The sequence below is a fragment of the Aquidulcibacter sp. genome (genome assembly GCF_044346625.1).
Lineage (GTDB): Bacteria > Pseudomonadota > Alphaproteobacteria > Caulobacterales > Aquidulcibacteraceae > Aquidulcibacter.
On record NZ_JBIIYV010000032.1, the window covers coordinates 21,865 to 35,899 of the forward strand.

General features: G+C 56.4%; 12 protein-coding genes and 1 pseudogene. 5 read left to right on the forward strand and 8 right to left on the reverse strand.

What is annotated here, in order from left to right:
* The first annotated feature begins 69 nt into the window (after positions 1-69).
* Both ACIQ20_RS09540 and ACIQ20_RS09545 read left to right on the forward strand, forming a co-directional pair.
* Positions 70-1,803, forward strand: coding sequence for a DUF1800 family protein (locus tag ACIQ20_RS09540; RefSeq protein WP_395779720.1), 1,734 nt, complete (start codon positions 70-72; stop codon positions 1,801-1,803).
* A gap of 10 nt (positions 1,804-1,813) precedes the next feature.
* On the forward strand, positions 1,814-3,370 hold the full coding sequence (locus ACIQ20_RS09545) for a DUF1501 domain-containing protein (RefSeq protein ID WP_395779722.1): 1,557 nt from the start codon (positions 1,814-1,816) through the stop codon (positions 3,368-3,370).
* A gap of 61 nt (positions 3,371-3,431) precedes the next feature.
* Here the strand turns inward: ACIQ20_RS09545 and ACIQ20_RS09550 are convergent, their stop codons facing one another.
* A complete protein-coding gene (locus tag ACIQ20_RS09550; protein ID WP_395779742.1) occupies positions 3,432-4,376 on the reverse strand; it encodes a tetratricopeptide repeat protein in 945 nt (314 codons plus the stop codon).
* 106 nt (positions 4,377-4,482) lie between these two features.
* Here ACIQ20_RS09550 and ACIQ20_RS09555 point away from each other — a divergent pair, with 106 nt between their 5' ends.
* The 3 genes from ACIQ20_RS09555 to ACIQ20_RS09565 all read left to right on the forward strand — a co-directional run bounded on the left by ACIQ20_RS09555 (position 4,483) and on the right by ACIQ20_RS09565 (position 7,271).
* Positions 4,483-5,862, forward strand: a complete 1,380-nt coding sequence (locus tag ACIQ20_RS09555) for a leucyl aminopeptidase family protein (RefSeq protein ID WP_395779724.1) — start codon at positions 4,483-4,485, stop codon at positions 5,860-5,862.
* A 134-nt stretch (positions 5,863-5,996) separates the two neighbouring features.
* Entirely contained in the window at positions 5,997-6,410 is a 414-nt protein-coding gene (locus ACIQ20_RS09560) for a MarR family winged helix-turn-helix transcriptional regulator (RefSeq protein WP_395779726.1), read from the forward strand.
* 12 nt (positions 6,411-6,422) lie between these two features.
* Positions 6,423-7,271 (forward strand): NlpC/P60 family protein, encoded by an 849-nt coding sequence (locus ACIQ20_RS09565; RefSeq protein ID WP_395779728.1) that lies wholly within the window; start codon positions 6,423-6,425, stop codon positions 7,269-7,271.
* A gap of 56 nt (positions 7,272-7,327) precedes the next feature.
* Here ACIQ20_RS09565 and ACIQ20_RS09570 read toward each other — a convergent pair whose 3' ends face one another.
* The 7 genes and pseudogenes from ACIQ20_RS09570 to ACIQ20_RS09600 form a co-directional block, all read right to left on the reverse strand.
* Complete coding sequence (locus ACIQ20_RS09570) at positions 7,328-8,908, reverse strand: ammonium transporter (protein ID WP_395779730.1); 1,581 nt, start codon at positions 8,906-8,908, stop codon at positions 7,328-7,330.
* A gap of 263 nt (positions 8,909-9,171) precedes the next feature.
* Positions 9,172-10,125 (reverse strand): tyrosine recombinase XerC, encoded by a 954-nt coding sequence (locus tag ACIQ20_RS09575; RefSeq protein WP_395779732.1) that lies wholly within the window; start codon positions 10,123-10,125, stop codon positions 9,172-9,174.
* Complete coding sequence (locus tag ACIQ20_RS09580; RefSeq protein ID WP_395779734.1) at positions 10,122-10,814, reverse strand: DUF484 family protein; 693 nt, start codon at positions 10,812-10,814, stop codon at positions 10,122-10,124. The genes ACIQ20_RS09575 and ACIQ20_RS09580 overlap by 4 nt, the downstream gene beginning before the upstream one ends.
* A gap of 142 nt (positions 10,815-10,956) precedes the next feature.
* Positions 10,957-11,742, reverse strand: coding sequence for an alpha/beta hydrolase (locus tag ACIQ20_RS09585; protein ID WP_395779736.1), 786 nt, complete (start codon positions 11,740-11,742; stop codon positions 10,957-10,959).
* Between the two features lie 39 nt (positions 11,743-11,781).
* On the reverse strand, positions 11,782-12,279 hold the full coding sequence (locus ACIQ20_RS09590; RefSeq protein ID WP_395779738.1) for an RNA pyrophosphohydrolase: 498 nt from the start codon (positions 12,277-12,279) through the stop codon (positions 11,782-11,784).
* Entirely contained in the window at positions 12,276-13,592 is a 1,317-nt protein-coding gene (locus ACIQ20_RS09595; protein ID WP_395779740.1) for a divergent polysaccharide deacetylase family protein, read from the reverse strand. Before ACIQ20_RS09595 ends, ACIQ20_RS09590 begins: the two co-directional genes overlap by 4 nt.
* 101 nt (positions 13,593-13,693) lie before the next feature.
* Positions 13,694-14,035 (reverse strand): annotated as a pseudogene (locus tag ACIQ20_RS09600) (class I SAM-dependent rRNA methyltransferase); the annotation flags it as partial.

Here is a 14,035-nt window from a genome sequence, read left to right on the forward strand (position 1 = left end):
CAGGAACCGGTAAAGCTCGACGTGTGTCTGCACGATTGATGCGGTCGGCTTCTTGAGGTGGGGTGCGTGATGAGCAATCGTTGGATTAAAGTAGCAAGCGCTGCGTTATTATTGGGAATGGTTTCGGCTTGCGGTGGTGGCGGCGGTGACGCGTCTGTTCCTGGTGGCGGCGGCGGTGTTGTTACACCAAGAGCGACCGCAGCGGAGGCGTCGCGCTTCCTTATTCAATCCACCTTTGGTCCGACCGAAGCTGAAATTGAGGCAACCCGGGATACGACTTTCGCGGCCTGGATCACAGCGCAGCAAGCCCTCCCAGAAGGTGCTCTTGCGCTCGATTATTTGAACACACGTCGGGACCAATTGCGTAATCCCCCGGCACCTGCCGCGCCCAACCCAACAGCAGATGTCAACTCCGGCCATTTCTACGAATATTTTTGGCGTGAGGCTGTCACCTCCCAAGACCAATTGCGTGAACGGACAAAATTTGCCCTGTCGCAAATCTTTGTGATCTCATTTGCCGAGCCGCAAATGAACGTTCGGGGCCTTGGCTCGTATTATGATATGTTGGGCCGCAACGCCTTTGGAAACTATCGAACCTTGCTGCAAGATGTGGCTCTGCACCCCATGATGGGTGTCTATCTGACCCATATAGCAAACCAAAAGGAAGATCTCGCGACGGGCCGGTCGCCTGACGAAAACTTCGCGCGCGAAGTGATGCAGCTCATGTCAATTGGCGTGTTTGAACTCAATAATGACGGCACTGTGAAGTTGGATAGCACTGGCAATCCAATCCCGACTTATACGGCAGAAGACATTTCCAACCTCGCCAAGGTCTTTACGGGCTTTAGCTGGTATGCCGCGACGCCTACCAATACGACATTTGGGGGCGGCGGCCGCAATGATGCGTCGTTTGTTACACCGATGATCGCCTATCCGAACTTCCATTCGATCTCGGAAAAGCGCTTCCTCGACACGGTCATTCCTGCGACAACAACGCCTGATCCCATGGGTGATCTGCGCATTGCCCTAGATGCTATCTTCAATCATCCAAACGTAGGCCCCTTCATTGGGAAGCAAATGATCCAGCGTTTGGTGACATCGAACCCCAGTCCAGCCTATGTGAACCGGGTGGCAAATGTCTTCAACAATAATGGTTCTGGCGTGCGCGGCGATATGGCTGCAGTGGTCCGCGCCGTTCTATTGGACAGTGAAGCCCGCAACATGTCTGCGGGGGTAGATGCAAACTTCGGCAAACTGCGTGAGCCGATTATCCGAATGACTGGCCTGATGCGTGCCTTGAACGCAACTTCAATCAACGGCCTGTGGCCGGTGAATTCTACCAGTGCCTCAACTTCCTTGGGCCAGTCACCCATGGCATCGCCTTCGGTATTCAACTTCTTCCGGCCCGGCTATACGCCGCCAAACACCAAAACGGGTACTCAAGGCCTCGTCGCGCCTGAAATGCAGATTGTCAATGAAGTGACCGTGGCTGGCTACATGAACACCATGCAGACCACCGTCAACACCGGCATCGGCTCCGGCAATGACGTCAGGCTCACCTACACAAGGGAAATGGCGGTTGCAGCCGATCCTGCTGCCTTGGTTGATCGGGTCAATTATCTTTTGACTTATGGCAACATGACGACGGCTCGCCGTCAGCAGATCATTGATGCGGTCACAGCGGTCACCATTCCTTCCGGTGGCACCACGACGCAGGCGCAGATTGATGCGGCTCTGCTGAACCGATCGAAACTGGCGGTTTATCTTACCGTTGTTTCTCCAGATTACATCTTGCAGCGCTAAGGGGGCGGCCATGAAAGATCTACGTCATACTCGTCGCCAATTTATGGCAACAACCGGTGCGGTGGGGATTGCTGCACCCATAGCTACCGCCTTCGGCATGCAATTGGCCGCTTTTAACTCGGCCGCTAGCCAGAGCGCTGGGGGATACAAAGCACTTGTTTGTATCTTCCAATTGGGTGGTAACGACTCCAATAACACCGTCCTGGCTTCTGATACTGACTCTTGGAATCGTTATTGGGCGGCGCGCAACACTGGGGCAGACCCGATCGCTCTGATGCCAGTTGGCACCGCAGCAGCGGCAGTTGGTTCAGTTTCCCCGGTCACTGGGCGGACAGTTGCCGCCCGTACGCCAGAAGCTTGGGGCGGCATCCTACCATTCACGCCAAGGACGGCTCAGGCCATTCCGGCAGGTACTAATGCGACGACGCGCACCTTCGGTTTCCATCCGATGCTGGCGCCACTTCTGCCGATCTACACTGCAGGTCGATTGGCCGTGGTCGCCAATGTCGGCTCTTTGGTCGAGCCTGTGACAAAGTCACAGTTTCAAGCGCGCACCAAGAAATTGCCGGCTAATCTGTTTTCCCACAATGACCAGCAAGCCGTCTGGCAAGCAGGCCTAACAGAAGGCGTGCGCACCGGGTGGGGTGGCCAGTTCGGCGACCTAATGGCTTCGGGAAACGGGGCCAACAGTCTTTATACCGCCATGTCGACCGCGGGGAATACAGTTTTCTTATCGGGCCGGACGATTGTGCAGTATCAAGTCGCAACGGGTGCGACACCTGCTGTGGCCGTCAATGCTGTCGGCGGGACCACTTTGTTTGGTTCGAACCAAGGCCCCGCCAAGATGCGGGAAATCATCCGCGATACGGGCTTTGTGGCCAATATGGGTTCTGACCATGCGACGATTGTTGGTCGCTCGCTCGATGCCTCGATTACACTGAACACCGCCGCTACTGGTGCATTGGTGACGGCCATTCCGGCACCCCCTGTTTATCGCAACCCGATCACCAACAATGTTGAAACCAACTCCTTGTCGGTACAATTGCAGACAGTTGCGCGCATGATTGCCGCGGCACCAGCCCTTGGCTTGCGCCGGCAGGTCTTTTTCGTGGCAGTGGGCGGGCATGATAGCCATGACTTCCAGAACACGGCCCAACCGGACAATTTGAGCAAGCTAGCCAATGCAATGGCGACATTTGACGCGACTTTGGCCAATATCGGTGGGGTAGATATGCGCAGCTCTGTGACAACCTTCACAGCGTCTGACTTCTCCCGGACATTTAACACCAATGGCGACGGTACTGACCACGCCTGGGGTGGTCACCATTTGGTCATGGGCGGGGCTGTAAATGGCGGCGATATGTACGGCCAATTCCCGACTGTCGGCAGCGACTTGGGGACATTCCGTAACCCTGACCAGTCCGGCAACACCCATATTCCAACCACCTCGGTGGACCAATATGCGGCGACTATGGGATCCTGGTTTGGGGTCTCGAACACAGATCTTAATGTGATCTTCCCGAACCTCAGAAACTTCGCCACACCGAATATGGGCTTTATGGTCTAGGTCAACGCGACAACGTACAAAGGAAAAGGCCACTTATCTGTCAGAGGGGGTGGCCTTTTCTTTAGTTGGTCTTTTCCTGGCGTAGTTGCGACCAGCGGTTTTCACCACCGTTGAGCATCGCTTTGAGGTATGCGACATTCTCGGACGCCACTGCGGGCGGCAGGTCACGGGTTGCCAAGCGCTCACTTTCCTCAAAGCGGCCCTGCAGGCCGACAACGAGTGCGAGATTCTGACGGGCTTGGGGCGGGGCAAGCGGACTTTGGTTGGCGCGGCGCAACATGTCCTCAGCCTTTTTCAAATCCCCTGTCATCGCAATGGAAAGTCCGTAATTGCTGAGGATGGTGGCGTCCTCGGGCGCAAGCTTTAGCGCGGCCTCATAAGCAGGTGCCGCAAGATCAGCGCGCTCCAAGCGGTCGTAGATAACCCCGAGGGCCGATTGAAGATTGGGGTCCTTTGGATTTAAGGAGACGGCCTTCTGCAAGGCTTGCAGAGCGGGTTGATTTTCGCCACTGGCAACAAGACCCAAGGCCAATGCGCCCCACAATTGCGGACTTTCGCCTTTGACCTGCAAGCCCATGGCCGCAAGTTGGATTGCCCGCTCTGACGAGCCTATTCTGCGCAACGCGATTGAGCCTTCCAGCGCGGCTTCATCATCGGCTGGATTTTTTTCAAGTTCACCCAGCCAAAAGGATGCCTGATTGACCATATCTAGGCTTCTTGCTGCTTGTCGCTCTTTTGCTGTTGCAGGTTTTGCAGGAGCGCTTTGTTCTGCAGCTGATGCTGGGGACGAAGGCGCTTCAGCCAATGTGGTTTTCGAGGCTTGACCCCTCGCAGACCCTTTAGCTGCTTGTGTTTTGGAGGCTGCTTCTGGCTTTTTCCCGAAGAAAGGAAAGGCTTGGGCGGACGGGGCAGACAGGCTGATCAGGCCTAAGCCTGCGCTTAAGGCAATAAGTGGCAAGCGACGGGCGCAGAAGCGGAACGACATGGTGAGAACCTCACGAATCACAGACGCCAAGCTTTCGTCAATCTTTGTTAACAAACCCTCAAAGCCAGCCCTTTGTTCTCCGTCTAAATCGCTTTTCACGAGGTCCAGATCAGCCTAGAGAATTGCCATGCACGCCAATATCGCCCCCCAAGACGCCACATTCATCCCAATCTACGCCATTTCTGCCGCTGAATGGCCCGCCTATCTCGAAGGCAAATCCAGTGGGCAGGCAGCACTTGCCGGTCACCACGATTTTCGCGCCCAGGCCGGTCGCGTGCTGTTGGTTCCAGCCCCTGATGGTACATTAGAGCGGGTCCTGTTTGGGGTAGGCGCGGGGGCAGATACGTCGGTCTATGGCGCGCTGGCTAGCAAGTTGCCAGCAGGTGATTATCGGATTGCTTCACCGCTACCGAAGGAGCAAGGCCATGCCATTCTGGTGGCTTATCTTCTGGGGGCTTATGTCTTTGACCGCTATAAGCGCAAGGATCAGCGTCTCGCCCGTTTGATCGCACCTGTTGGCGCGGACGTAGAGGCTGCGAGCCGCACCGTCACCGCCGTTAAGCTTGGTCGTGATCTGGTCAATACGCCGCCAAATGATATGGGCCCGGACGCCTTAGAGGCCGCGGCAATTGCTTTGGGCGAAGGCCATGGCGCGGAGATTGAAGTAATCCGAGGCGCAGATTTATTGGCGCAAAATTACCCGTTGATTCATGCGGTCGGGCGGGGCTCTGCTCAAGAACCACGTTTGGTAATCTTGCGGATTGGTCGTCCCGATGCCTATCCATTGGCCTTGGTGGGCAAGGGGGTCACATTTGATACCGGCGGCCTCAATCTCAAGCCTGGTGCGGGTATGGCGCTGATGAAGAAAGATATGGGCGGGGCAGCTTGTGCTTTGGCCTTGTTCTCGACGCTGGCTGACGCCCCCCTGGATGTGCGCCTGTCGGTCTATCTGCCGATTGTTGAGAATGCGATGGATGGCAACTCCTTCCGGCCCAGCGATGTGATCTATGCCCGTAACGGGTTGAGCGTTGAGATCGACAACACCGATGCAGAGGGTCGCCTAATTCTGGCTGATGCGGTTACACGTGCCAGCGAGGACGGCAATGCCATGATCCTCGATATGGCGACGCTAACCGGTGCTGCCCGCGTCGCGCTGGGCCCTGAACTACCCCCTTTCTTTACCGAGGACGAGGAATTGGCAGCAGATGTGACTGAGGCGGCCGCTCAGACGGGTGACCATTTGTGGCGAATGCCTCTTTGGCGTCCTTATGAAGACGACCTCGACAGCCCGATTGCGGATATGAAAAACTCAGGTGGTCCCTTTGCTGGTGCCATCAATGGGGCGCTGTTCATCTCAAAGTTCGTCGATGTGAAAGATCACAGGCCCATCTGGGCGCATTTCGATGTCTATTGCTGGAATCCAAAAGAAAAGCCCGGTCGACCCCAAGGTGGTGAAGTTCATGCAGTGCGCACGATCGAGGCCATGCTACGGAAAAGATTCGGCTAAATTCTAAGCAGAGCCGCGTAGGCAATTCCGGCAAGCAATTGAGTCCACAGGGACTCTTTCCCAATTGCGCAAATCGATTCACCTAATGACGCAGACGGCATGGTCAGGAGCGGCCACAGCCTTAGGGGTCATAGTTGGATCAGTTTGCTGGACTTAACAAGCAGGCGCTTGGCTTGTGGTTGGACGTCACGTCCCGCTCTGTGCAGTCCGATGGGCCGGACTTGACCGCCCGTCAGACCGCCCTGATGCTGACGGTCTATTTAGAAGCGGGGCCACATACGGTGCGGGCTCTGGCGCAGCGGCTTGGCGTTGGCAAGCCAGCGATTGTTCGGGCCATTGACACGTTGCAGGACGTTGGCTTGGTTGAACGTCGGCCAGACCCGGCCGATCGGCGCAATATTTTTGTGGTCGGAACGCAAGCGGGCGCAGAACGGCTGTCCACTTATGCAGCATCCATCGCGCGCCATATTGCCGAGATTACGCAAGTCGATCGTGCATCTTTTTTGGACGCAAGCGAAGCGGCAGCCCAACGCCATAAGCTGGCATGATGGACGAAAGATATGTTGGATCCAAATCTTCACCCCTACCGAAGTGATCTGGCGGCGACAAAGCTAAAAGGACTTGTCGAATCCGCCCGCTTTGTCGATCCAATCCCCCATCAGGTTAGCGCAGGTGTTGCCCCGTTGCGCAAAGTGCCAGAGCCGGATGGCGAACAACTGAGCCAAGCGCTTCATGGCGATGTGATTGACATTTACGAGGAACGCGCCGGTTTTGGCTGGGGCCAAATGCACAGCGACGGCTATGTCGGCTGGTTTGACTTGGCTGCCTTGTCCGCTCCAGTTTTGGCGACAACCCACAAAGTCAAAGTGTTGCGTACCTATGCCTTCTCGGGGCCGAGCGCGCGGGCGGCCCCACATTTTCTCTTGAGTCTCGGCGCGCAAGTAAGCCTAAAGGCTGAACGCGAGAACGGCTTTGTTGCGGTGGAGCGGGCAGGCTGGATCTATGAGGCCCATTTGTCCCCCTTGGCCGCGCTAGCGGAAGACCCTGTTAAAGTCGCCGAACAATTTCTCCACGCGCCCTATCAATGGGGTGGTGTTGAGAGTTTAGGGCTTGATTGCTCTGGCCTGATCCAGACTGCCTTTAAAGCCGCAGGCATCCTCATGCCGCGCGACTCCTATATGCAGCGCGAGATTGGGAAAGCTGTAGACTTTGATCAAGGCCTTGAGGGTCTAAAGCGCGGCGATATTGTCTGTTGGAAGGGTCATGTCGCCTTGATGACGGACGCGACACATATCCTACATGCCAACGGCTATCATATGGCCGTTGCGCACGAGCCTTTGGCAGCGGCGGTCGACCGGATCGGTGCCAGCTATGGCGCTATTTTGACGATCCGCCGGTTAGATAACTAGCCACAAAAAAAGGGCCAGCGCGACGCTGGCCCTTTAATTCAATGTCAATCTAAGTTTTAGAGGTGGTAAGCGCGCTCACCGTGCTCTGCAATGTCGAGGCCTTCTTCTTGATCATCGACCGAGGCTTTAAGGCCGATCGTGTATTTGATGATGAAGAAGACGATGGCGGATGCCACACCCGACCAAGCAACCGTGACCAACACGCCTTTCAGCTGTGCGATAACTTGCGTGCCCATGTCGTAAGTGGCGGCCGGGCAAACCGCAAGGATTTTACCGGCTTCGTCGAAGCACTTGGTATAATCGACAATGCCTGCGCCACCCAAAGCTGGCGATACCACAATACCGGTGCCGATTGCGCCGATGATGCCACCAATGCCGTGGATGCCAAATGCATCCAAGCTATCGTCATACTTCAGCGCGGATTTTACAACCGAGCAGAAGAAGATACAGGCTGGCGAGACAACAAGACCGAGGATCAGCGCACCCATTGGGCCAGCAAAGCCTGCAGCAGGGGTCACGGCCACGAGACCAGCCACGATGCCCGACGCCAAGCCCAGCATCGATGGACGCTTGCGCGTGACCCACTCATATAACACCCAGCTTAAGCCAGCGGCAGCGGTTGCAATGAAAGTGTTGGCCATCGCCAAGATGGCGTAATAATTGGATTCCAAGTTCGAGCCTGCATTAAAGCCAAACCAACCCACCCACAGAAGGCCTGCCCCGATAAAGGTCATGACCAAAGAGTGAGGCGGCATTGGCTCATTGCGGTAGCCCGAGCGGGCACCCAGAATGATACAGCCAACCAAAGCCGCGATCCCGGCGTTGATGTGCACGACGGTACCACCAGCAAAGTCGAGGGCACCAAAGCTCCAGATCAGGCCAGTGGTGAAGCTATCACCTTGCGCCGAAGCCGCTGCCAAGCTGTCTGGTCCGGGCCACCACCATACCATGTGCGCCATGGGATAATAGGACAACAGAGGCCAAAGAACCGCAAACAGAACCACCGCGGCAAACTTCATCCGTTCAGCAACGCCACCCAAAACCAGGGCTGCGGTAATGGCTGCAAAAGTCATCTGGAAGACGACAAACACGAGCTCTGGAATATAAACGCCAGTCGAGAAAGTGGCGACGAGAACAGGATTGCCATCCGCGTCCAAGCCCGCGCCATTCAAGAACAGTCGGTCAAACCCACCGACGAAGCTGTCGATCTCTCCGCCCGAAGTGAAGGATAAGCTATAACCCCACAGCATCCAGGTAACCATGCCGATCACCATCACGGTCGAAACCTGCATCAACATGGACAACATGTTCTTGGCGCGCACCAAGCCACCATAGAATAAAGCAAGCCCTGGAACGATCATCAATAAAACCAGAAGGGTCGATACCATCATCCAAGTGATATCACCCTTGTCGACAACCTTATCCGGCAAAGTCGCGACCAGCTTAGCCGCTTCCGGGGCTGCTTCGGCTGCAGGTGCCGCAGTTGCCGCGACGGCATTGGCGGCGTCTTGCGCGTGAGCAGGTGAAACCAAGCCACTTGCCATAAGGAAAATCAGCGCTGCTAGGGCTGTTAGCCCCGTCCGTACCAGCGCTTCGAAGCTAAGCTCCGGTCGTGTGCGTGTTGCGATACGTGTCACGTTCGTCGTGCTCCCCACAAGGTTTGCGATCTTGAGCTCACAATTAGCCCAGTATCCATCCAAGCCGCAGCGTTAGAAATTGGGCACTTTTGGGCAAGTGTCGGCCTGCCGCTTCCGCAATATCCCGTACAATAGCCCAATTTTTGAGCAGCTTGTCGACTGTCTGCTCTCAAACGGGGCAAACCAGACTGATCAAAATTTAGGCGAACATCTGTGTAAGGATGCTTTAACGCGCATCTTGACCCATAGAGTGCAGCAGTGCGCTAAGCGCGTGGATGGGCTTTTGAAAACACAGAGATCATATGAGCCGGGTCGATTTCCATATAGCGCTGTGTCGTCGACAAAGATGCGTGGCCGAGCAATTCTTGGATGGAGCGCAGGTCGCCACCAGATTGCAAAAGGTGCGTGGCAAAGGCATGGCGCAAAGCATGGGGTGTCGCTGACTCTGGTAAACCCAATTGGCCGCGTAATCTGGCCATGCTGGCCTGAACCAATCTGGCGCGCAGCGGCCCACCGCGTGCGCCAAAAAACAAGGGACCAATCGGCTCAATCTGATAGGGGCAGAGTTTGACATAGGCCGAAATCGCCTCGCGCGCGACCGGCAGAGTTGGCACGAGGCGTGTCTTTTGGCCTTTACCCAGGATCCGCAGCGTTGATGGCAAGGGATATTCGGCCCCCGTGAGGCCGAGCGCCTCTGAAATACGCAGTCCGCAGCCATATAGTAGGGTCAGCACAGCGGTATCGCGGGCACCGATCCACGGCTCATCTGCTGCCTCAGCTAGATCAATCAAGTCAAAGGCAGCCTCACTTGTGACAGGGCGCGGCGGGGCTGGCTTGATCTTTGGGCCGCGAACAAAGCTTAGGCTCGTGTTGGTAAGGCCCCGTCGTCGGTCCAAGAAGGAAAAGAATGACCTGATCCCCGCAAGCGCGCGGGCCACGGAGCGATCGCCAAAAGGGGTGTTGGCCTGACGCCGCCGCGCTAAGTAGGCGCGCAAATCCGAAGCGGTTAGGTCGGGCAGGCTAGCCAGGGTCAGGTCTTCACCGCGATGCAGCACCAAGAAGTTTAAAAAGGTGTCGACGTCGCGCTGGTAAGCTTCCAATGTGTGGTCTGCCAGTCGGCGCTCATGCTTCAGCCAGTGCAACCAATCTTTACGCGCCTGGGCTAAGCCTTCGCCCATGTCGCTTGGCAAGTCCGCTTGACGGACCGCGCCACTCACAGCAAGCCATCAGCCGCAAAGCGCGTAAGCACACGTTCTAAAACGCGCGCGAAAAAGGTTACCAGCTCGCCGCCATGGTCAGCCCTAAAGGCATCGACATCGCGGCTGGCGATTGCCAAAATGCCTAAACGTCGCGTAGGGCCAAATTCCAAGCGGGCCAAAGCCTCTGAGTGCACCAGTTCGCTTCTGTCGCCATAGAGCCAAGTACGCGGGCGCTCGATTGGGCCAAGGATGGTTGGTTGATGTGTCGGCACGAGGCGTTCAATGGCTGACCCCGCCTTATCGAGAGCTTGGCTTGCAGCATTGGATTCAGACACGGCTAACACGCACACATCTGCAGCCAGAGCAAACGCCACATGACCGGAAAGCCGTTCGTTTAAATCTTCAGGGTCTTGGCTGTCTAGGACTGCCAGAATGGCTTCTTGGACGCGAATTTGGGCTTCGTAATTGGCGCGTGCGGTCTCAACGATTGAAGCAAAGCGCGAGCGCGCAGCGCGTGTTTCTCGCATCATGCGCTCGCGGGCGAGGTCAGCAATGGCAATCACATTCCCAGAGCTCGGCTCAGCCGCAATCCGGTTCAAGAGCTCGGTGTCGTCGCGCACAAAGTTAGGATTTTGCATCAAGAAATCGCGGATGAGATCCAAATCGAGTTCTGGTTCAGCAATGAGTGCGGCGTCTTGGTAGGCCATAAGCGGGCAGGATCCGGGACAAGGTTAATGGTCCGGACAGTTTGCCGTGAACAAGGTGAACACGTGGTTACGGAAATCGCGCGATTACACTTTTTTCTGCACATGGTGCAGTAACACTGTTTCGGCCTGGCTGGCCCACGCCCTAAAGGCCCTTGGCGTCTAGCCACTCACAGATGTCGGCGACAACGCTGGCGGTCTTCGGCTCATCGATAATCCAATGCGCTGCCCCGTCATACTCACGATAGTCCCCGCCGATACGGGCGTATTTTTGTGCCACTTTGCGGACGGCTTGAATAACTGTCGCGCGATCTTGCACCGCGCCGATGGTCAGGATTGGGCACTCAATCGAACGCTCATTGATGACCCCAACCCGGTGCGGGTCTGTCTCCGGCTTGCCGAGCTGCTGATAGACGAGACCGGAATCATAAAGGGCGGATGCATAAATCTCATCATGCCGCTCTCGTGCAACCTGGTTGAGGACACCCCAACGAAAGCCAGTTTTCCAGACTTTATAGGAGAGCTTGGGATCGCCCTTTAGGACGATATTGGCAAAGGTAAACAGGACGCGCAGATCTTGGACTTGGCAGTCAACCGGCTGGGCGGGCGTTACAAGAATTGCGGCTTTGCCAACGCCTTGCTCAGCAAGTTTTTGAACAATTAGGCCCCCCATCGAATGGCCCATCAAAACGGGCTCTTCACCGGTAGAGCGCTCAATTGCCAAAGCTTCAGACTTCGCTGCTTCAACATAATCGTGCAGGCCGAGCGTCGAGAGTTGGCCGGTTGGGCCTTCTTTAACGCGGAACTGGGGGTAAAGCGTGGGTGTATAAGGCGTCCAGCCTTTGGCTTGCATCAGCGGGGCCATAACTGACCAGGCGTCGCCGCCACATCCAACCCCATGGATCATTAGAATTGGCTTTTCCACCTGCATGCTCCGTCTCTTGCGATCAGGCGGTCATGCCACAAGAGGCTAGGCTGCAGCAAGGTGTCCAAAGTCTTGCACGATCCGTGTGTACACATCACGCTTAAACGGCACCACCAGTTCTGGAAGAGCTTCCAACCGTTCCCATCGCCAAGCGTCAAACTCAACCTGCTTGTGGGCATTCAGCTTCACATCGCGGTCTGAGCCCAAGAAGCGCAAGGCATACCAGATTTGGGCCTGGCCCTTGTTGCGGCGAAACTTGCCACGCTGCATCTCGGGTGGGAAGTCATAGGTGAGCCAATCGGTTGTATGACCAATGATTGAAACCAAGCTCGTGCCGATGCCGGTCTCCTCGCCTAGTTCACGCAACGCTGCGGTCTCAACATCTTCGTTGCGGTCAATGCCGCCTTGTGGCGCTTGCCAAGCATGCTGCCCATTAAAGCCCCGGCGCTTGCCGACCCAAACCAGCCCACGCATATCGAACAATAAGATACCAACATTGGGTCGATAGCCTTCTGGCGGGGCGGGGATGGTATCTTTGCTCATGATGTAACCGCGGATGCTGGGGCCAGGATAAGCCCCCGTCGGCCCGCATCTTTCGCCCACCGGGCAATTTGGTCAATGGTCACACTATAAGCAACACCAAAGCCGAGCGCCGCGCCACGCTGGGTTGCCATTGCCTCGAGCGCGCCAAGCTGTGCCGCGATATCATCTCCGGAGGGTCTTTGGTCGATCAAGCGATCTGCTTGTGCATTGCGCAGCCCTGCAGAGCTGGCAGCAGAATCAAGTTGCGAGGCAGAGCCATCGGCAATGAAGGCCACGCCACGTGACCGCAATTGCCGCATCAAGGCACTGCTCGACTCGTTAGACGTTGCGAATTTCCCGCCCAGATAATTGGTCACACCGAAATAGCCGCTTGCCCGCGACAATAAGAACTCAAGTCGGCGTTGATTCTCGTCGGCGGAGGCCGTGGTCAGCAACGTATGTGGACCTGGATCATTCTCGGGATAATCAAATGGCTCCATCGGGATCTCAATCAGAACCTCATGCCCTTTGGCGCGGGCTTTATTGATCCAGCCCTGGAGGTTCTCCGCATAAGGCACAAAGGATAAAGTGACCTCCGCAGGCAATTCATCGATGGCGCGCTGAGTGATACGCGCGTTTAGGCCAAGCCCCCCCACGACCAAGGCGACCTTTGGTCGCCCAGTTTCGGAGAAAGGCTTCCGGTAAATGTCATAAACGGTACGATTGCCCGAACCGATAATCGGCAACAAGCCACCTGGGCCTTGTTGGTGCACGCCCGCGGCAGGGGCTTGGGTCAAGGCTGCTGCGCCTTGCCCACGATAGACCTGCACGCCGCCTTCATTCGTGGCGGTTCCGAATGAGGGGGCCATAATCCGTGCGGTACCCGAGACAGGTGGGATTTGGCCAGAGGAGGCTGCGGTGGCAGCACCCGTCACAACGGGGTCTCCCTTTGCTTTTGCAAGCTCTGCGAGGCGCAATGCCTCTGCTTCGCTAATGGCCTGATCTGCGGCACCCACCGATTTGGGTGGAGGGGTGCCAGGCAACCAGGGCGTCATCGCCCCATCCGGCAAGCGCCAAGGCAACCAGCCCATAGCCATACCTTGCGCCGCAAGATCGACCTTTGGCTCCATGCTGGTCGTGGCAGGCTTTGCTGAGGCAGGATTGTAACGCGGCACTTCCAAGACTGCGCTTGGGCCAGCATCTTGTTCATTGCCAAAGGCTTGGATCGCGCCAGCGCTCAACCCCAGTGACAGAAACAGGGTCGCAAGGCTCAAGCTCGCGTGCTTGAGGCCGACGGCCAAAGGCTTTGCATTTAAGGTCTGTGTGGCTGCCATGATGCAGATAAGTCCATTTCGACCTGATTCACTGACCTGCATCGGTTAACGATTCAGAAACATCAGCACGATGCGGCTGATAATCTCATCCGCTTTGCAGCTTATCTCTGGTTCGACCAGCGCGCGAAAATGGCCGTTGGCAAAAGACGGTCTGATCCTTGTTCCGGGATAGCCATCTCACCGGCCTCGCGCTGTCCCGGCCGATTGCCAAGTGCAGCTGCCAATCCATTGTCGAGCGCCAAGAAACTCAGGCGAACCGCATAGACGGTTGCTACTAGAAACAAGGCATCATCCTCCAAGAGCTCAACGCAGGCAGTCAAAAGACGGTCCAAGCCCTCTTCGAGCTTCCAAATCTCTCCGGTCGGGCCGCGCCCATGCTTGGGTGGGTCCAGAATGATCCCGTGATACTTATTCCCACGCCGGATCTCTCGTTCGACAAATTT